The 19220-nt window shown below is 70.2% G+C and carries 15 protein-coding genes; 8 read left to right on the top strand and 7 right to left on the bottom strand.

Annotation, left to right across the window (positions count from 1 at the left end):
- Positions 1–30 precede the first annotated feature (30 nt).
- Positions 31–1380: an ammonium transporter gene (locus ACIRP2_RS32135; RefSeq protein WP_404256483.1), complete on the top strand. Its 1350-nt coding sequence runs from the start codon at positions 31–33 to the stop codon at positions 1378–1380.
- A gap of 140 nt (positions 1381–1520) precedes the next feature.
- Positions 1521–3887, top strand: a complete 2367-nt coding sequence (locus tag ACIRP2_RS32130) for an alpha-L-fucosidase (protein ID WP_404256481.1) — start codon at positions 1521–1523, stop codon at positions 3885–3887.
- A gap of 12 nt (positions 3888–3899) precedes the next feature.
- On the opposite strand, the gene ACIRP2_RS32125 is transcribed toward ACIRP2_RS32130, so the two are convergent.
- The 6 genes from ACIRP2_RS32125 to ACIRP2_RS32100 all read right to left on the bottom strand — a co-directional run bounded on the left by ACIRP2_RS32125 (position 3900) and on the right by ACIRP2_RS32100 (position 10277).
- Positions 3900–5315 (bottom strand): lipase maturation factor family protein, encoded by a 1416-nt coding sequence (locus ACIRP2_RS32125; protein WP_404256479.1) that lies wholly within the window; start codon positions 5313–5315, stop codon positions 3900–3902.
- 37 nt (positions 5316–5352) lie between these two features.
- Positions 5353–5877: a DUF1990 family protein gene (locus ACIRP2_RS32120; protein WP_404256477.1), complete on the bottom strand. Its 525-nt coding sequence runs from the start codon at positions 5875–5877 to the stop codon at positions 5353–5355.
- The gene (locus ACIRP2_RS32115; RefSeq protein ID WP_404256475.1) at positions 5874–6728 is read right to left on the bottom strand and encodes a YndJ family protein; all 855 of its coding nucleotides are present in this window, start codon (positions 6726–6728) and stop codon (positions 5874–5876) included. The genes ACIRP2_RS32120 and ACIRP2_RS32115 overlap by 4 nt, the downstream gene beginning before the upstream one ends.
- Positions 6729–7111: 383 nt before the next feature.
- The gene (locus ACIRP2_RS32110; protein WP_404256473.1) at positions 7112–8176 is read right to left on the bottom strand and encodes a FecCD family ABC transporter permease; all 1065 of its coding nucleotides are present in this window, start codon (positions 8174–8176) and stop codon (positions 7112–7114) included.
- Positions 8173–9210, bottom strand: coding sequence for a FecCD family ABC transporter permease (locus tag ACIRP2_RS32105; protein WP_404256471.1), 1038 nt, complete (start codon positions 9208–9210; stop codon positions 8173–8175). The genes ACIRP2_RS32110 and ACIRP2_RS32105 overlap by 4 nt, the downstream gene beginning before the upstream one ends.
- A gap of 11 nt (positions 9211–9221) precedes the next feature.
- Positions 9222–10277, bottom strand: a complete 1056-nt coding sequence (locus ACIRP2_RS32100; protein ID WP_404256469.1) for an iron-siderophore ABC transporter substrate-binding protein — start codon at positions 10275–10277, stop codon at positions 9222–9224.
- 261 nt (positions 10278–10538) lie between these two features.
- Here ACIRP2_RS32100 and ACIRP2_RS32095 point away from each other — a divergent pair, with 261 nt between their 5' ends.
- Entirely contained in the window at positions 10539–11588 is a 1050-nt protein-coding gene (locus ACIRP2_RS32095; RefSeq protein ID WP_404256790.1) for a chitinase, read from the top strand.
- Positions 11589–11682: 94 nt separating this feature from the next.
- On the opposite strand, the gene ACIRP2_RS32090 is transcribed toward ACIRP2_RS32095, so the two are convergent.
- Positions 11683–13050, bottom strand: coding sequence for an FAD-dependent oxidoreductase (locus tag ACIRP2_RS32090; protein ID WP_404256467.1), 1368 nt, complete (start codon positions 13048–13050; stop codon positions 11683–11685).
- 261 nt (positions 13051–13311) lie between these two features.
- Here ACIRP2_RS32090 and ACIRP2_RS32085 point away from each other — a divergent pair, with 261 nt between their 5' ends.
- The 5 genes from ACIRP2_RS32085 (at position 13312) to ACIRP2_RS32065 (ending at position 19185) form a co-directional block, all read left to right on the top strand.
- Positions 13312–15378 (top strand): SpoIIE family protein phosphatase, encoded by a 2067-nt coding sequence (locus tag ACIRP2_RS32085; protein ID WP_404256465.1) that lies wholly within the window; start codon positions 13312–13314, stop codon positions 15376–15378.
- A gap of 120 nt (positions 15379–15498) precedes the next feature.
- Positions 15499–16881: a wax ester/triacylglycerol synthase family O-acyltransferase gene (locus ACIRP2_RS32080; RefSeq protein WP_404256463.1), complete on the top strand. Its 1383-nt coding sequence runs from the start codon at positions 15499–15501 to the stop codon at positions 16879–16881.
- A 145-nt stretch (positions 16882–17026) separates the two neighbouring features.
- On the top strand, positions 17027–18016 hold the full coding sequence (locus ACIRP2_RS32075; protein ID WP_404256461.1) for an aldo/keto reductase: 990 nt from the start codon (positions 17027–17029) through the stop codon (positions 18014–18016).
- A gap of 1 nt (position 18017) precedes the next feature.
- Positions 18018–18329: an L-rhamnose mutarotase gene (locus ACIRP2_RS32070; RefSeq protein WP_383077148.1), complete on the top strand. Its 312-nt coding sequence runs from the start codon at positions 18018–18020 to the stop codon at positions 18327–18329.
- Between the two features lies 1 nt (position 18330).
- Positions 18331–19185, top strand: a complete 855-nt coding sequence (locus tag ACIRP2_RS32065) for an amidohydrolase family protein (protein WP_404256459.1) — start codon at positions 18331–18333, stop codon at positions 19183–19185.
- Positions 19186–19220: the final 35 nt, after the last annotated feature.

Here is a 19220-nt window from a genome sequence, read left to right as displayed (position 1 = left end):
CACCCCCACACCCCTACGAGGTATCCGCAGATGAACACCGCTCCCGCGCCGATGCCACCCGCGTACGACTCCGGGGACACCGCCTGGCTGCTCGCCGCCACCGCCATGGTGCTGCTGATGACGCCGGGACTGGCGTTCTTCTACGGCGGCATGGTTCGCACCAAGCACGTCCTGATGATGATCAAGATGAGCTTCGCCGCGCTCGCCTTCGGCACACTCGTCTGGTGGGCGATCGGATACACGCTGGCGTTCGGCCCCGACGTCGGCGGCGCCGGACTCATCGGCAACCTCGATCACGTGTTCATGCACGACATCGGGCTGACGACACTGTCCGGTCACATCCCCACGTATGTCTTCAGCACGTTCCAGATGGGCTTCGCGATCATCACGGTCGCACTGGTGAGCGGCTCGATCGCGGACCGCGCCACGATGAAGGGCTGGCTCGTCTTCGTCGTGCTGTGGCTGCTCATCGTCTACATTCCGCTGGCGCACTGGGTGTTCGACCAGGACGGCTGGATCGTCAAGCATCTCGGCGCGCTCGACTTCGCCGGCGGCCTGCCGGTGGAACTCAACTCCGGCGTCGCGGGTCTCGCCGTCGCGCTCGTGCTGCGGGCGCCGCGCGACTTCGCCCGTCGTGAGGAACGGCCCAACAACATCCCGCTCGTCGTGATCGGTGTCGGGCTGCTCTGGTTCGGCTGGTTCGGCTTCAACTCCGGATCCGCGCTGAGCGATCAGGGCACGGCGGCCGGTGCCTTCATCAACACCCAACTCGGCGCCGCGGGCGCCATGATCACCTGGCCGCTGGTCGAGAAGTGGCGCACCGGCACGGTCACCACGATGGGCGTCGTCTCCTCGGCCGTCGCGGGCATGGTCGCCATCACCCCGGCCTGCGGTGAGATCAACACGCTCGGAGCGGTGATCACCGGCCTCGTCGTGGGGGCGGTCTGTGCCTTCGCGGTCACGCTCAAGTTCCGCTTCGACATCGACGACACACTCGACGTGGTGGGCGTGCACGGTGTCGGCGGGCTGATCGGACTGATCATGGTCGGCCTGTTCGCCACCGCACGCATCAGCGGCAAGAAGGGGCTCTTCTACGGCGGTGGCTGGGGGCTGTTGGGCAAGCAGCTCGTCGCGATCGTCTCCGTGATCGCGTTCTCCTTCATCCTCACCTGGCTCATCGCGAAGGTGGTCGACCTGACCGTCGGCTTCCGCGCCGCGGACGAGTACGACCGTGTGCCGGGCTCGGAGGTGGAGCGCGCGTACGACTTCCAGACCGCCGAGCGCCTCGGCGCCCTGATCTCGGGCAAGGCCGTGACCAGCGACGACGAGCTCGTCAGACAGATCACCAAGCTGCTGCGGGCCCGGGAGGAATCGAGATAGGGAACCTGGCCGGGGCCGGCGCGGATCATTCGGCCCGACAGTGAATCCGTTCATTCATCGGATGGTTGTGGGGAACGGGTTTCGTTCTGTCTGGAAGATTGCATTGACAGGTTCGCGTCGTGCTCCAATCATCGGACGTCATGACCGAACTTCCCAGACGCCATGTACTCGGAATGACGGCAGGGGCGGCAGTTGGCGCCGCCCTGCTCACCCCCGCCACCGCCGATGCGGCCCCGCGAACCGGAGTCGCCCGTACGCCCGCAGCGGCCGGTGCCCACGACGGCGACTGGGGCACCGTCCCCGCCGCCGTCCCCGTGCCCCTCGACAGGTGGTTCGACAACGACGGCATCGATACCGCCGATGCCCGCGGCGGCAACTTCGACGGCTCCGGCTACACCTTCCCCGGCGAGGAACTCCCCGCCGGGGAACGGAACATCGACGGCACCGCGTTTCTCTTCCCCGGCTCAGGAGCGGGTGCCAGGAACAACATCGTCGCCCTCGGGCAGCGCATCGACCTCCCGCCGGGCCGCTATCTCTCCGGCCTCTTCCTCACCGCGTGCAGCTACGGCGCCGCATCCGGCAGGGCCACGGTCCACTACGCCGACGGCACCACCTCGGCCCCGGTCCTCGGCGGCGCCGACTGGTACTCGGGGAGCGGCGCCGTCACCGCCGCGTACCGCTACAGGGCCGACGGTGCCAAGGACGGGCACCAGGTGTCCATCGCCGTGAGCGAGATCGCGCTCGACCCGGCCAGGGAAGCCGTCGCGCTCACCCTGCCCACCACCCAGCCCGCCGAGGCCGGCAAGTCGTCCCTGCACATCTTCGCGCTGTCCCTCCAGCCGGCCGCCCAGGGGCGTGCGTTGACCCTTCGGGACGCCCACTCCACCACTTCCCTGCTGGACTCCGGCGCCCAGAGCGTCGAGGCCACCGTCGTCAACGCGGGCACGGTCGGCATCCTCGCCGCGGACGGCCTCACGCTCGCCGTGGACGTGCCAGGAGCCCGTACCGTCGCGCCCGCCCGCATCACCCGACTCGCCCCCGGCGACCAGGCCCGTGTCCGCATCGGCATCCGCAACAGGCCCGGCACGGCGCCCGGCACCGCCCGGGACGGCAACGTTGTCGCCCGCGGTCGCGGACAGCAGGCCGCCACCGTCCGCCGGTCGCTCACCCTCGGCGTCCCCGACTACGTCCCGACGGACGAATCCCTCTCCACCCATCAGGCGCCGTACTGGTTCCAGGCGGCCAAGTTCGGGATCTTCATCCACTGGGGGGTCTACTCGGTACCCGCCTGGGCCCCGGTCGGCACGCAGTACGCCGAGTGGTACTGGAACCAGATGCAGGACCCCAACAACCCCACCTACGCCCACCATCGCGACACCTACGGCGAGTCCTTCGCCTACGACGACTTCATCCCGCGGTTCCGCGCCGAGCGTTTCGACCCGCGCTCCTGGGTGGAACTGTTCCGGGACGCGGGTGCGCAGTACCACGTACTCACCTCGAAGCACCACGAGGGCTTCGCGCTCTGGGACACCAAGCTCTCCGAACGCAACTCCGTCAGGATGGGCCCGAAGCGCGACCTCGTGAAGGAGCTCTTCGACGCCTCGCGCCGCTACACCCCCGAACTCCATCCCGGGCTGTACTTCTCGATGCCCGAGTGGTTCAACCCCGACCACCCCTGGATGGGCCACGCCCCGCGCAATCCGTACACCCTGGAGCCCGTCCCCTACACCGGGCACACGGCAGGAAAGGACTACGTCACCCAGTTCCAGGGCCCGCAGATGCTGGAGCTGATCCACCGGTACGGCCCCGAGATCCTCTGGTGCGACATCGGTGGCGACAACGACAGCCACCGCGTGCTCGCCGAGTACTTCAACCATGCCAAGAACCGGGCCCGCCCGATCGAGGTCACCGTCAACAACCGCTCGGGGATCGGGCCGCACGACTTCACGACGCCCGAGTACACGACGTACGACCAGATCGTCACCGCGAAGTGGGAATCGAGCCGCGGCCTCGACCCGTACAGCTACGGCTACAACGCCCTGACGCCCGACGAGAAGTACATGACGGCGGAGGAGATCGTGCACTCGCTCGTCGACATCGTCTCCAAGAACGGCAACTTCCTGCTCGACATCGGCCCGAGGGCCGACGGCACGATCCCCGACATCATGCAGCGCAGGCTGCGCGAGACGGGGGAGTGGCTGAGGACCAACGGGGAGGCGATCTACGACACCACGTACTGGGCACGGATGCCGCAGCTCGGTGAGGACCTGCGGTTCACCGTGCGGCCCGACAAGGCTTTCTACATCCACTCCCTGGCCCGGCCCGGCTCCACCCTGACCGTCGAGGCGCCGGTGCCGATCCGCAGCGGTGACCGGGTCACGCTGCTCGGTCACGATCGGCCGCTCGGCTGGCGGACCACGGGCGGCTCGCTGGTGATCGACGTACCGGCGGCGGCCCGCAGGACCGGAGAGCACGCCTGGGTGTTCAAGATCGCCTGGTCGGGCTGAGCCGGACGGGACCTACGGGAGGACCCTCAACGAGACGGGGGGCATGAAGTCGCGTACATAGGTGCGGTGCCACCAGCGTCCGGTGGCCCGCAGTTCGCGCCAGGTCGTGTACCGGTACCGGTACACCCTGGCGCGGACATGCGTGGGCGGGGCCTCGGAGAACGGGTTGTGACGCAGCAACCGCAGCGTGTCCCGGTCGTTCTCCAGCAGCCGTTCCACGAACTGTCCGAACCAGGGCCCCGCGTACGCGGGGGAGAGCGCCGCGAACCACATCAGCCAGTCGAGCCGCAGATGGTACGGGGCGAACTGGCGGGGCAGCCGGCGCGGATCGCCGGGTTTGCCGCGGAACCCGTACTCCTGCCAGACCGTGCCCTCGTGGAGCACCCGCTCCTTCGTGCCCTCGACCACGACCTCCAGCCGCACCCGGCTGATGCTCCCGAACGCGCCGTAGGTATTGACCAGATGCAGCGGGTCGAACGAGCGGTTCATCACCTGCCGGCGGGAGATGAGATTGCGCGCCGGGCGGTAGCTGAGGAACACCACCAGCGCCGTGACCCCGAGGACGACGATCTCGTACCAGAGGGGTGGCGCGGACTGTGCGGGCGGCTCGGTGAACAGGGACCAGTCGACGGCGGACAGGGCGAGGGTGATCGTCACCCAGTTCAGCCAGGCGAAGTTCCCCGAGAGGACCAGCCACAACTGGGTGACGATCATCAGCCCCGCGGCCGCGCTCGCCACCGGCTGCGGAGTGAAGAGGAGCACCGGTACCAGGAGTTGGGTGACATGGTTGGCCGCCACCTCGGCCCGGTGGACGGGCTTCGGCAGCCGGTGGAAGAACCAGCTCAATGGTCCCGGCATCGGCTGGGTCTCGTGGTGGAAGTACAGGCACGTCAGCTTGCGCCAGCACTCGTCGCCACGGATCTTGATCAGCCCGGCGCCGAACTCCACCCGGAACAGCACCCAGCGCAGCAGCCACAGCACCAGCACCGGTGGAGCCGTGTCCGCGTTGCCGAGAAAGACGGCGAGGAAGCCGGTCTCCAGCAGCAACGACTCCCAGCCGAAGCCGTACCAGGTCTGACCGACCTGGACGATCGACAGATACAGCGCCCAGGGCAGTGCCCAGAGCGGCATCGCCGCCCAGAGCGGAACATACGAGTCCACGCCCGCGAGCAGCGCGACGGCGAGCGCGCAGCCGGTCCAGGCGACGACGGCGAAGAAACGGTCGGAGTAGTGGAGCCGGAAGAGGCCGGGCGCGCTGCGCCAGTCCGTGCGCCGCAGGAAGGCGGGCACGGGCAGCATGCCGCGTTCACCGATCAGCGCCCGGAACTGGAGCGCGGCGGTGAGGAAGGCGAACAGATAGACACCGGCCAGAGCCCGCTGGAAGATCAGCCGGCTGAGCCAGTACCCGTCTGCGGTGAACCACTCCATCGCTTCCAGTATCGGGCCGACGGCCCGGCTCAGCCCCTCAGACCGGCGCGTTCCGCCCTTCGGCGACGATCCGGCGCAGCGTGGTGCCGAGCCGTCGGGCATACCACCGCTGCAGCACCGGTACGACCGGCCCCGCGAGCCGGCAGTACCAGGCTGCCGGGCGGCTGAACGCCGTGACGGTGAACCACACCGTCCCGTCGTCGGTCAGTTCCACCACGAAGGACTCCTCGCCGCATTCCGGGTGCCCGGGGAGTGTTCCGTAGCCGAATCCGATGCGATCGCTCTCGTACGCCACCCAGATGACCCGGCAGGGCGCGGTGAACCGGAACGGGCCGATGCCGAGCGATACCCGGACCAGGACCCCGGCCACGGCGCGGGCCGCCGACGCGCGGATCCCGGCCCCGCTGCTGCGATGCATGCGCCAGTCGGTGACCGCCGCGCCCGCCGCCGCCAGGTCGGCCCGGCCGCGACCGACCCGGGTCCGGTGGTGGAGGTGGTGGTAGCCGTCGGGGAGCGGGCCCAGGCGGGTGGCTCCGACCTCGGAGTAGGTGAGGGCGCTCATACGGTCCTGCCTTCGTGATCGATGGGGTTCTGGAGCCTCTGCCAGGCGAGCACCGAGCACAGTGCGAAGCCCAGCGCGTTGCCGAGACCGTGGGTGGCGGCCATCCAGGTCGGTGTGGGGTGCGGGAGCCCGGTGGCCTCGCCGAGTGCCCAGCTCAGTGCGAGCACCATGGTGACCGCGAGCACGGCGGACGAGGTGGCGAGCAGCAGGCGGGTGATCCGGTCCCGTTGCGGGCCGCGGACCGCTCGCCAGGTCAGGAGGGCGACGGCCCACATGCCCGCCGTCAGGACCACCGACCCGGCCAGTTCGACCCGGTCGCCGATGAAGTAGCCGACCAGGACGAGCAGGGTGCCCAGCGGCACGCTCAGGGCGGCGAACCTGCCCGCGGCGCCGTCGGTGACCCGGCAGACGAGTCCCGCGACGAGCGCGGCGGCGAATCCGGCGAAGTGGAAGTGCGGCACGGTGAGCGCGAGGATGTCGAGCCCGAAGCCGAAGAGGGCGTGCCCCGAGCGTTCGGCGACCAGCGCGGTGGCCGCGATCGAGGGGGCGACGAGGGCGGTGAGCAGGGCGATCTCGGCGGGTGCCACGGCGCACGCACCGGGGGCGGTGCGACCGCGGAGCAGCCGCACCGGGGCGTGCAGGGCCAGAAGTGCTGCGCCGAGCGCGTAACAGGCCGCCAGGGTGGTGGCCGGTGCGCCGCGCGGCAGCCAGAGAGCGACGGCGCCCGGCACGGCGAAGAGCGGCCACAGGCGGCGCATCCGGTCCAGCTCGGGCGCTCCGGTCAGCCGCAGCCCCGCGGGGACCACCACCAGCATGCCCAGCATCACGATCAGATCGACCAGTAGAGACACCGAGCCTCCCGACTTGAACGCGTTCAACTGTGTGCGGCGATGACTCTACGACCTTTCTTGAACGTGTTCAAGGGCGAGGTGGGGAAGGTGACTTCGGCGTGGCCGACAGGATGTCCCGCAGGGGGATCACCCCGGACCCGGCGTCGGGCTCGTCGTGATCGGCGACCATCGCTCCCGGGCCCGGGAGTGCGCCGGGCCGTCGCACCACCGAACCGGCGGCAGCCGTGCCCTCGCACTCGCCGCGGGCGGACGACGCGGAGGGCGAGGAACGGGCCCTGCGTGAGGGCGTGCGGGCGGCGCGGGGGCGAAACGGGTCGTGTGCGAGGGCGTGCCGGCGGCGCCGTACGGCCCGCTTCAGCCGCGGGTGACGGACCGGGCAGGCCTCACAGGACGCCCCGGCGCCACTCCCGTATCAGCAGACAGCCGAGGTACACGCCTCCGACAGCCATCGTGTAGATGCCGACGGGCAGACCGTCGAACAAGGGCAGTTGCTGGGCGCAGAGATCCGCGAGGACCAGCAGCAGCGAGCCGGTCAGCGCGGAGAGCACCAGGTGCGGGCCGGAGACCTGGGTGATCCGCTTGGCGATCTGCGGGGCCGTCAGAGAGATGAACGCGATGGGCCCGGCCACGCTGACGGCGCCCGCCGAGAGCACGATCGCGAGGACGACGGCGATCGTCTTCGTGCTGCGGGGTCCGGAGCCCAGCGCCCCCGCGATGTCGTCGCCCATCTCCCCGATGTCCAGCCGCCGCGCGATCAGCGCGGTGAGCGGGGCCACCACCAGCAGTACGAGCCAGATCGTGGTGGCGTCGTCCCAGGACCGGGCCGACAGACTCCCGTTGACATAGGCGGTGAGGACCGTCGCCCGGTCCCGTTCCATGGCGTAGACGACGTACTGCGTGATCGCCGTGCCCATCGCGGCCACACCGATCCCCGCGACGACGAGCCGGGCGGGATTGCGGAATCCGGTACCGGTCGACACGTGCACCAGCGCCATGGCAAGAACGGCGCCGAGCAGCGCGCCGAGCGCCACCGGCACACGGTCCGGGAACATCAGCGCCACGATCGCGGCACCGGCCCCGGCACCGGAGGCCAGGCCGATCACGTCGGGGCTGCCGAGCGGATTGCGGGTGACGGACTGGAACAGCGCCCCGGAAAGGCCGAGCGCCCCACCGGTGCCCAGGGCGACCACCAGGCGTGGGCCGCGCAGGCGTTCCAGCACGAACGCGTTCCTGCCCTCGGCCCCGCCGGTCAGCGCCCCGGCGAGATCGGCGAGCGGAACACCGAGCCTGCCGAGCGAGAGTGTGGCGACGGCGGCCACCGCGAGCAGCACGAACAGCAGGAGGGCCGTCAGCGCCGACACCCGGCGGACCGGCAGCGCGACGGTCTTGCCGATTCTCAGGAAACCCCTGGGAGAAGAGGTGCGGAACCCGGCCTGATGCGACGTCATGCGTTGCCCCTCATCCTGCGTACGGCGACCAGCAGCGCGGGCGCGCCGATGAACGCGGTCACGACACCGACCATCAGCTCCTGCGGGCGCATGACCACACGGCCCACGACATCCGCGAGAAGCAGCAGCGCGGGGCCGACCAGCGCCGAGAACAGGATCTGCATCCGGAATTCGACACCGACCAGGGCCCGCACCACATGCGGAACGGCCAGGCCGACAAAGGCGATCGGGCCGACCGCCGCCGTCGCCGCGGCGCTCAGCAGCGTGGCCGAGAGCAGGCCGCCCGCCCGCACTCGGGCCGGGTGCGCCCCGAGGGACGCCGCGGTCGAGTCGCCGAGTGCGAGCGCGTTGAGACCCGGCCCCAGCAGAGCGGCGATCAGCAGACCGGTCCCCGCGAACGGCAGGACCGACCAGAAGACGTCGAAGTCCCGGCCGCCGAGGGCGCCGACGACCCAGTACCGGTAGCTGTCGAAGACCTTGGGCCGGCTCAGCGTCACGGCCTGGATGTACGCCATCAGCACGGCGGAGAGCACCGCGCCGGCCAGCACGAGCCGCACCAGCCCCGCGCCCGAGCCCGCCGATCCGATCGCGTGGACGAGCAGGCCGGCGATCAGTGCACCGGGCAGCGCCCACCACATGGTGTCCGTACTGCCCGACGCCCCGAGGAAGGCCGTCGCGGTGACGAGGCTCGCGGAGGCGCCCGCGTTGATCCCGAGGAGGCCGGGATCGGCCAGCGGATTGCGGGTCACCCCCTGCATGAGCGTGCCCGCGACGGCCAGGCAGAGGCCGGCGAGCACACCGAGCGCGGTCCTGGGATACCGGCTCTCGACGATGGCGGTGACATTCGGGTCGGCGGTGCCGGACAGCACGTTCAGCACATCACTGAACGAGGTGGTCCGGCTGCCGAACATGACGCTCGCGAAGACGGCGAGCATGAGCACGACGAGTGCGACGACGACGCAATACACCCGCCGAGCGGTGCCGGTCCGTGAGGTGCCGGCACCGCTCGGCGGCGCGTGTGTGGTGGCGGCCATGTGGGTGGCGGTCAGCCCCGGCTGCCGTCGGCGGCCTCGACCGCCTTGTCGATCATCGGCAGGTAACGGTCGATCACCCACGGAACGGTGAGCGGGTTGATGATCGAGGAGGCGGTGACGAAGGAGTTGTCCTTGCCGGCGACCACGGCACCGTTCTTGACGGCCGGAATCGCCGCGTACAGCGGCTGCGCCTCGATCTCCTTGCGGGTCTTGTCATCGGTGTAGAACGTGAAGACCAGTTGGCTGTCCTTCAGCTTCTCGGCGTTCTCCAGACCGATGAGTGCCGAGTCGGTGCCCTTGGTCTCCTTGAAGGAGTTCACCACCGGGTCGACGGTGAGGCCGAGCGAGGAGACCATCTTGACGCGCTGCTCCTCGGGCTTGAAGACGCCGAGGGTGCCGGGGCCGGAGGTGTAGATGTAGGAGAACTTGTACTTCTTGTAGTTCGGCCGGGTGGCCGCCGCGTCGGACAGCTGCTTCTCGATCTCCGAGATGAGGGTCTTCGCCTTGTCCGGCTGCCCCAGCGCCTTGGCGATGATCTCGATCTGCTGGTCCCAGTCCGTGCTCCACGCCAGATCGGGGTAGGCCACGGTGGGGGCTATGTCCTTGAGGATGTCGTACTGCTTCTGCGTGATCCCGGACCACGGCGCGAGGATGACGTCCGGCGCCAGCTCGGTGATGGCCTCGAAGTCGATGTCCTCGCCGCCCTTGAACTGGGTCGGCAGTTTCTGGCCCTTCTTCTCCACCGCCTCGTGGATCCAGGGCAGGTAGCCCGTCTTGTCGCTACCCCACTCGTAGCTCTCGATACCCACCGGAGTGTGGCCCAGCGCGATGGCGGTCTCCGTCGATCCCTGGCCGAGCGTGACGATCCGTTCGGGCTGCTTCTTGATCTCCGCGGTGCCGAGGGCGCTCTTGATGGAGACGGGGAACGCTCCGCTGCTCTTCCCGGATGCGCCCGAGGTCTCCTTGCCGTCGTCGCCGGACGAACAGCCACCGAGGACGAGAACGAGGGCTGCGGCGGTGGCAGTTGCGGCGAGCGTCCGGCGACGCACGCGGGTGAACCGGGACATGGGTGTTCCTCAGGGGTTGGTGGACGGAGCAGTCGGATCCCGCGCAGAGTGCGAAGGTTTAGGTAAGCCTAAGCTAAGTCAACTTCCGCTCACAACCGGCCTTCGGTTCCCGGTCCCGGCCCGGACTCATTGACGAATGGTCTGGACCAACCTACGTTGGGTGCGTCGTGTCGCACGGAGCCTCGCGGTCGGTGATGTTCGCGTGCTTGTCAGGATCATGACATTCATCGTTCGATTCGCCCGGAAAGGGAACGGAACATGATCGGTCGGACAACGCGCCTGCTGGGGCTGGGCCTCGCGGCGGCATGTGTCGTACAGATGCTGGTCGGCGCGACGCCGAGCGCCGCGCAGGAGGACACCTGTGCGGTCAAGTCGAAGCCCGCGGGCAAGGTGCTCCAGGGGTACTGGGAGAACTGGGACGGCGCGTCCAACGGCGTGCACCCCCCGCTCGGTTGGATCCCGGTCACCGACAGCCGCATCACGGCTCACGGCTACAACGTGATCAACGCGGCCTTCCCCGTCATCCTCTCGGACGGCACCGTCCTGTGGGAGGACGGGATGGACTCGACCGTGAAGGTCCCGACACCCGCCGAGATGTGTCAGGCGAAGGCCTCCGGGCTCACCACGCTGATGTCCATCGGCGGCGCGACCGCCGGCATCGACCTCGGCTCCAGTGCCGTGGCCGACCGGTTCGTCGACACGGTGGTGCCGATCCTGAAGAAGTACAACTTCGACGGGATCGACATCGACATCGAGACCGGTCTGACCGGCGGCGGCAACATCAACCAGCTGTCCACCTCGCAGGCCAACCTCATCCGCATCATCGACGGTGTGCTGGCGCGGATGCCCTCGAACTTCGGTCTGACGATGGCCCCGGAGACGGCCTACGTGACCGGCGGGAGCGTCACCTACGGCTCGATCTGGGGCGCCTACCTGCCGATCGTGAAGAAGTACGCGGACAACGGCCGCCTGTGGTGGCTGAACATGCAGTACTACAACGGCAGCATGTACGGCTGCGCGGGGGATTCGTACTCCGCCGGCACGGTCGAAGGATTCACCGCGCAGACCGACTGCCTGAACAAGGGCCTCGTCGTCCAGGGCACCACCATCAAGGTCCCCTACGACAAGCAGGTTCCGGGGCTGCCCGCCCAGCCCGGCGCCGGGGGCGGTCACATGTCGACCGGTCAGGTGGCGCAGGCGTGGAACCACTACGGCAACAACCTCAAGGGCCTGATGACCTGGTCGCTCAACTGGGACGGGTCGAAGGGGTGGACGTTCGGGGACAACGTCAAGGCACTGCAGGGGCGTTGAACGATCGTGAGCCGGGCGGCTCCGCCGAGGCGGACGGAGCCGCCCTCCCGGGCCGGCCGCGGTGCCGGGCCGGGAGGGTCATCGGTCCGCGCGGTCAGGGGCGGGGCTCGGAGGCGTCCAGCATGGCCTCGCGCTCCACGACCTTGATCCTCTCGCGTCCCTGCTCGGCCCCCAGGGCCTGCTCGTGCGCGTCCAGGCGGTGCCAGCCCTCGCGAGTGGTGTAGCGGACGCCGCGCTTCTCCAGGAAGGCGGTGACCGCTTCCGGCTCGGGGTTGTCGGGCACGGACAGTCGGCCCGAGGCGTGGTCGTCCAGGAGGCAGGCCACCGTCTCGTTCGCGTCCCCCTTGGTGTGGCCGATCAGGCCGACCGGGCCGCGCTTGATCCACCCCGTGACGTACACCGACGGCATGGGCCCCTCGCCGTCGACGACCCGGCCCGCGGCATGCGGGACGGTGCCGGAGGCCACGTCGAACGGGAGCTTCGGGAGCTCCCGCGAGTAGTAGCCGACCGCACGGTAGACGCTCTGCACGTCCCAGTCGGTGAAGCGCCCGGTGCCCCTGACGTTCCCGGTGCCGTCCAGTTCGGTCCGCTCGGTGCGCAGACCGGCGACCCGGCCGTCCTCGCCGAGGATCTCGACCGGGGACTCGAAGAAGTGCAGGAACAGCTTGTGCGGCCGGTCGCCCACGTCGCGGATGGCCCAGTTCTCCAGCGTGGAGGCGACCATGTTGGCCTGCTTGTTGCCGCGCCGGGTCTCGATCGATCCCGCGTCGTACTCGATGTCCTCGGGGTTGACGACGACTTCGATGTTCGGCGAGTGGTCCAGCTCCCGCAGCTCCATCGGGCTGAACTTGGCCTGCGCGGGACCGCGACGCCCGAAGACGTGCACCTCCAGGGCCTTGTTGGCCTTGAGGCCCTCGTGGACGTTGGCGGGTATCTCGGTCGGCAGCAGTTCGTCGGCCGTCTTGGCGAGCATGCGCGCCACGTCCAGGGCCACGTTGCCCACGCCGAGCACGGCGACCTTCTCCGCCTCCAGGGGCCAGGTGCGCGCCACGTCGGGGTGCCCGTCGTACCAGGAGACGAAGTCGGCCGCGCCGTGGGAGCCGGCCAGGGAGCTGCCGGGGATGTCGAGCGCGCGGTCCGCGTCCGCGCCGGTGGAGAAGATCACCGCGTCGTAGAAGGACCGCAGGTCGTCCAGGCTGATGTCGGAGGGGTAGTCGACGTTGCCGAACAGTCGCAGCTGAGGCTTGTCGAGCACCTGGTGGAGCGCCTGGACGATGCCCTTGATCCGAGGGTGGTCGGGGGCCACTCCGTAACGGATCAGGCCGAAGGGGGCGGGCATCCGCTCGAACAGGTCGATCGAAACACCCGGGTCCTGTGCGGCCTCGGATTTCAACAGCGCGTCCGCTGCGTAGATACCGGCGGGGCCGGCTCCGACTATGGCGACGCGGACGGGGCGGGTCATGGGGTGCAGGTCCTTAGAACGGGGTGACGCGGGCAGTGCGGCGCAGGGTAGAAGTAAGGATGGGCTTACCGTGCTCCACGGGACACGGTAGCCGCTGCTGACCTGCGGCCTTTCGGCGGGCGCTGGTTCCCGGCGTCCCGGTGGGCCGCGGCGCGGCGCCCGGCAGGCGTCCGGCGTCCGCCTGTGCGGGCGGCACGGGATTGCCTCCAAGGGCCTCGGGTTCACTCGAAGAATCGGACAAATGATGGCAGAGTGACCCACATGGATGATCGGGTAGCGGGTGCCCTGTCACTCCCGGACGACTGGCCCGCCCACCCGGATCTCAGTCTCGCCCTGAACCGTATGGGCAGCTTCGACTGGGATCTCGACAGTGGCCTCATGCACATGGACCGGCCCGCACTCGACGTGTTCGATCTGCGGGCCGAGGAGTACGACGGCAGGCCGGAGTCGCTCGGCCCGCGGGTGCCGCCGGACGAGGGTGTGCGACTCGACGCCATGGTCGCGCAGGCGCTCAAGAGCGGGCAGCGGAACTACGGCGCGTACTTCAGGATCCTGAGGCGCGACGGCACGCTGCGCTGGACGCACACCCAGGGCTTCATCCGGCGCGACGGGACCGGCCGGCCCCTGCGCATCATCGGTATCGTCCGCGACGCGACCCAGGAGCTCGTCGACTCGACCGCCCGCCGCGAACTGGACGCGGAGCGGCGGCGCCGCACCAGCCTGGTGGAGGGCACCACGGCCGCACTGGCCCACGCCCGGACGGTCCGTGACGTCATCGAGGTGCTGAAGAACTCCCAGGGTCTGGCGCATCTCGGTGCGACCAGCCTGGTCGTGGGGCTGATCGAGTCCGGCCGCATCCATCTCGTGGCGGACGGCCCGGAGGGCTCGTTCGTCCCCGGCACCCGCTACACCCGGACGGACGAGCCGTACCCGATGAGCGAAGTGGTCCGCACGCTCATGCCCCGCTTCATCGAGTCCGCCACCGACTTCGCCACCTCGTACCCCATTCTCTGGCCCCACATCAGCCACCTCGGCATCACGTCCGCCGCCTATCTGCCGTTGATCGCCCAGGCCAGGCCCATCGGCGCGATCGGACTGCTCTACAGCGACAAGGGCGGCTTCACCGGTGACGAACGCAATCTCCTGGTCGCGCTCGGGAGTTCCATCGCTCAGAGCCTGCAGCGGGCCATGCTGTACGAGCAGGAGCACGACCTCGCCGAGGGACTCCAGCAGGCCATGCTGCCGCGCCGGATCCCCGAGGTGCCCGGCGCGCAGGTCGCCGTGCGGTACCGATCGGCCCGGCTGGGCCGGGACATCGGAGGCGACTGGTACGACGTCATCCCACTGCCCGGCGGCCGGGTCGGGGCCGTCATCGGGGATGTCCAGGGCCATGACACGCACGCCGCGGCCGTCATGGGGCAGCTCCGTATCGTGCTGCGCGCGTACGCCGCCGAGGGGCACAGCCCCGCCACGGTGATGGCCAGGGCCTCCGTCTTCCTCCATGAGCTGGACACCGACCGCTTCGCGACCTGCACCTACGCCGAGGTCGACCTGACGACCGGAGTGGTGCAACTGGTCCGGGCCGGCCACGTCGATCCGCTGATGCGCGACACCGACGGCAGCTGCCGCGGGCTGGCCGTGGAGGGCGGGCTGCCGCTGGGCCTCTCGGCCGAGTTCGGGCGGCTCGAATACCCCGTCAGCACGGTCGACCTGGACCCCGGTCAGGCGCTGGTGCTGTTCACCGACGGCCTGGTGGAGGTGCCCGGCGCCGATCTCGATGAGGGCATGCAGCTGCTCACGTCCATGGTGCGTGACGGCCCGCGCGATCTGGAGAAGCTGGCCGACAAGCTCTGCGAAGAGGTCGACGACCGCGGTGGGGAGGACGATGTGGCGGTTCTGCTGCTCGGCCGCAAGGCCGCTCACGCGCCCCAGCCGGGCGGCCGTCTCCAACAGCATGTCGCGCAGAGCGATCCGGAGGCGCTGAGCTCCGCGCGGCACATGATCAGGGCGGCCGTACGCGCCTGGGGCGCCAAGGCGCGGGCCGACGAGGTCGAGCTGGCCGCCGACGAGCTGATCACCAACGCGCTGATGCACACCGACGGCGGGGCGATCGTCACGATCCGGGTGCTCACCGGGCCCGAGCGCCGCCTGCGGGTCGATGTCGAGGACCGGTCCAGCGCGCTGCCCCGGCGCCGGGACGCGGGCGAGGCCGGGGTGTCCGGGCGGGGACTGATGCTGGTGGACCGGCTGGCGGACCTCTGGGGCGTGGAATCACGCGGCGGCGGCAAGTGCGTCTGGTGTGAATTCGTCATTCCGGAACGTGAATGACAGCAGCGTCGATCATTACCCGACAGTAACAGAAAGTAACATGTCTGTGCTTGACCGTAACCGACCGCAAGCGATTGACTGCGACTCCGGCAGTCTGTCTTTCGATGACATGAGGATCCGTTGGGCACTGAGCTACTGGCACCCCTCGATCTCGCCTTCTGGCACCTCGAATCCGATGCCCACCCGATGCATCTCGGCGCGCTTGCCGTGTTCGCCCCGGCTCCCGGCCCGGCGCGTGGCGCCGCGAACGTCTCGGAACTCCTGGGCACCCGCGCCGCCGCCATTCCCCGGCTGCGGATGCGCGTCAGGGACGTGCTGCTGCCGGTCGGTGGCGCGGCCTGGTTCGTGGACAAGGACTTCGACGTGCGTCGGCGCATTGAGCGGGTACGCCTGAGCGGTGTGGAGGCGCGGGACGACGGCGGATTCATGGCCGGCGCCACCCGGCTCGCCGGCGAGCTGATGGAGCAGCCGCTCGAACGGGGCCTGCCTCCCTGGCAGATGTATCTGATCGAGGGTGCGGACGGCGGCCCCTTCGCCGTGCTCGTCAAGCTCCACCACGCGCTCGCCGACGGGATGCGCGCCGTCGCCATCGGCGCCGGGATCTTCGACGAGATCGCCCCGCTGGCCGGCCGCGCCCGCGGCGCCGCATCCCCTCGTCGGTCGCGCGCGGTCCCGCCCCGCTCCTGGATGCCCGGCCCCCGTCAGGTGGCCGGTCTCGCGCTGGGCCGGATCGAGGACCTCGGGCGGGCCTTCGGGGTCGGCGCCTCCATGGTCCGTGCGAGCCGCCTGGATCTGCGCGGAGCACCCGCACTCACCGCCAGCTCCAGCGGAACCCGGCGGCTGGTCACCGCGGACCTGGACCTCGCCGCCGTCCAGCGCATCCGGCGGGCCGCCGGAGGAACGACCAACGACGTCCTGCTCGCGGTCGTGGCCGGGGCGCTGCGCCGCTGGATGCTGGAGCGCGGTGAAGCGCTGCCTCCCGAGGACCCGCGCGCCCTGGTGCCGGTCTCCCGTCGACGTCCGGGTCAGCCCGCCGCGACCGGGAACAAGCTCTCCGCGTATCTGCTCGGTCTCCCCGTCTCCGAACCCGATCCCTGGAAACGGCTCCGCACCGTCCGCACCGCCATGGACCGGAACAAGGCCGCGGGCCCCTTCCGCGGCGCCGGCGCGGTCGCCGTGCTCGCCGATCAGTTGCCCTCGCTGGCCCATCGGTTCGGCGCGCCGATCGCCGGGAACGCGGCCAGGATGCTCTTCGACGTCCTGGTCACCAGCGTGCCCCTGCCGCGCTCGGCCCTCTCGCTCGGCGGTTGTCCGCTGCGCGCCGTCTACCCCATGGCGCCGCTGGCGCGCGGTCAGTCCCTGGCGGTCGCCCTGTCCACGTACGGCGGCCGGGTGCAGGTCGGCCTGGTGGCCGACGGCAAGGCGCTGCCCGATCTGGACCGGTTGGCGGGCTGTGCCCACGACGAGGTGGCGCATCTGCTCACGCTGCTGCCGCCCCCCTGACGGGCCGCCCTCGCGTCGACCATAGGTCGGATAGATTTCCGAGAAGAAGCCGCAGTTCATGGTGCCCGAGGTGTTGACGTGCCCGAGTGATCCGATGAATATTCGCTCTGTGCAGGAAGCGATCATCGGGGAGGGCAGCGGAAGCATGCGGCGCAACAGACTGGGAAGCAGCGCGGTCGACGTCACCGAACTGTCCTTCGGGGCGGCCGCCATCGGCAATCTCTTCAGCGCCGTGGACCCCGCGCAGGCCGCGGCCGCGGTCGACGCCGCGTGGGACGAGGGCATCCGCTACTTCGACACCGCCCCGCACTACGGACTCGGGCTCTCCGAGCGACGGCTCGGTGAGGCCCTGCGGGGCAGGCCCCGCGACTCCTACGTGCTGTCCACCAAGGTGGGACGGGTGCTCGACCCGCTGCCCGCCGACGGCGCCCCGGAGAACATGTCCGACGGGCTCTCGGAGGGCTTCGCCGTACGGGCCACCCACCGCCGCCGCTGGGACTTCAGCGCGGACGGCGTACGTCGCAGCATCGAGGACAGCCTGGAGCGGCTGGGTCTCGACCGGGTCGACATCGCATATCTGCACGACCCGGACGACCACGCGGAGACCGCGTTCCGCGAGGCCTATCCGCAGCTGGAGGCACTGCGCGCACAAGGTGTCGTCGGCGCCATCGGTGCCGGAATGAACCAGACCGCGATGCTCACCCGCTTCCTGCGCGACACCGACGTCGACGTCGTGCTCTGCGCGGGCCGCTACACGCTCCTCGACCAGTCCGCCCTGTCCGAGCTGCTGCCCGAAGCTGCCGCCCGCGGCCGCAGCGTCGTCGTCGGCGGCGTCTTCAACTCCGGGCTGCTCGCCGATCCGCGCCCCGGTGCCACGTACGACTACACGGCCGCACCCCTCGCCCTGCTGGACCGGGCGCTGCGCATCAAGGCCGTCACGGAAGGCCACGGCGTCCCGCTGCGGGCCGCCGCGCTCCACTACCCGCTGGCACATCCGGCCGTCGCCGGAGTGCTCGTCGGCACCCGTTCCCCGGACGAGGTGCGCGACGCCGCCGCCCTGCTGCGCCGGGAGATCCCGGACGAACTCTGGGACGACCTGCGCGCCGAGGGCCTGCTGACCGAGGACGGACACTGACATGAGGATCGCCCTGCACACCAAGGTCCGTGCCGATCGCATCGAGGAGTACGAGGCCGCCCACCGCGAGGTCCCCGCCGAGCTGACCGCCGCGATCCGGGCGGCGGGCGCCACCTCCTGGACGATCTGGCGCAGCGGCACCGATCTCTTCCACGTCATCGACTGCGAGGACTACGCCGCACTCCTGGCCGAGCTGGAGAAACTCCCCGTCAACGTCGCCTGGCAGGCGAGGATGGACGAACTCCTCGACGTGGCGCACGACTACTCGTCGGACGGTGCCGAAGCCGGTCTGCCGGTCGCCTGGGAGCTGTGACATGACAGGTCAGGAACGGATCGTCGACGCCCATCACCACGTCTGGGACCTGTCCGTGCGCGACCAGGAATGGATCACCGGCGACGAACTCGCCCCGATCCGGCGCACCTTCACCCTCGCCGAACTGGAGCCCGAGGCACGCGCCGCGGGGGTGCACGCCACCGTCCTCGTCCAGACCGTCACCGTGCCCGGGGAGACCCCCGAATTCCTGGCCCTCGCCCATGACAGCGACCTGGTCGCGGGCGTCGTCGGCTGGTGCGACCTCACGGCACCGGACGTCGGGGACACCCTCGCCGCCCTGCGTGAACTCCCCGGCGGGGACCGGCTCGTCGGCATCCGCCACCAGGTCCAGGGCGAACCCGACCCGAGGTGGCTGCTGCGCCCCGACGTCCGGCGCGGGCTGCGCGCCGTCGCCGACGCGGGACTCGTCTACGACCTCGTCGTCCAGGCCCACCAGCTGCCCGCCACCGTCGAGGCCGCCGCTCTGCTGCCCGAGCTGACCTTCGTGCTCGACCATGCCGGCAAGCCGCCCGTCGCAGCCGGCGCACTGCGTCCCTGGGCCGACGACCTGCGAGCGCTCGCCGCCCGGCCCAACACCGTGTGCAAGCTCTCCGGCCTGGTCACCGAGGCCGATGTGCGCTCCTGGACCGTGAACGATCTGCGCCCGTACGCCGACACCGTCCTGGACGCCTTCGGGCCGGACCGGACGATGTTCGGCTCGGACTGGCCGGTGTGCCGGCTCGCCGCGACGTACGAGGAGGTCGTCGACACGGCACGCACCCTGATCGGCGCCCTCACCGAGGACGAGCGGTGCCGTGTCCTCGCCACCACGGCGGAGCGCGTGTACGGCCTCTGACAGGCGTCCGGCCCACGGTTCCGGCAGTCTGGGAC

This window comes from Streptomyces sp. NPDC101194, assembly GCF_044767885.1.
Lineage (GTDB): Bacteria > Actinomycetota > Actinomycetes > Streptomycetales > Streptomycetaceae > Streptomyces.
The sequence above is the reverse complement of the archived record's forward strand: the minus strand, read 5'-3'. Positions and strand labels throughout refer to the sequence as shown.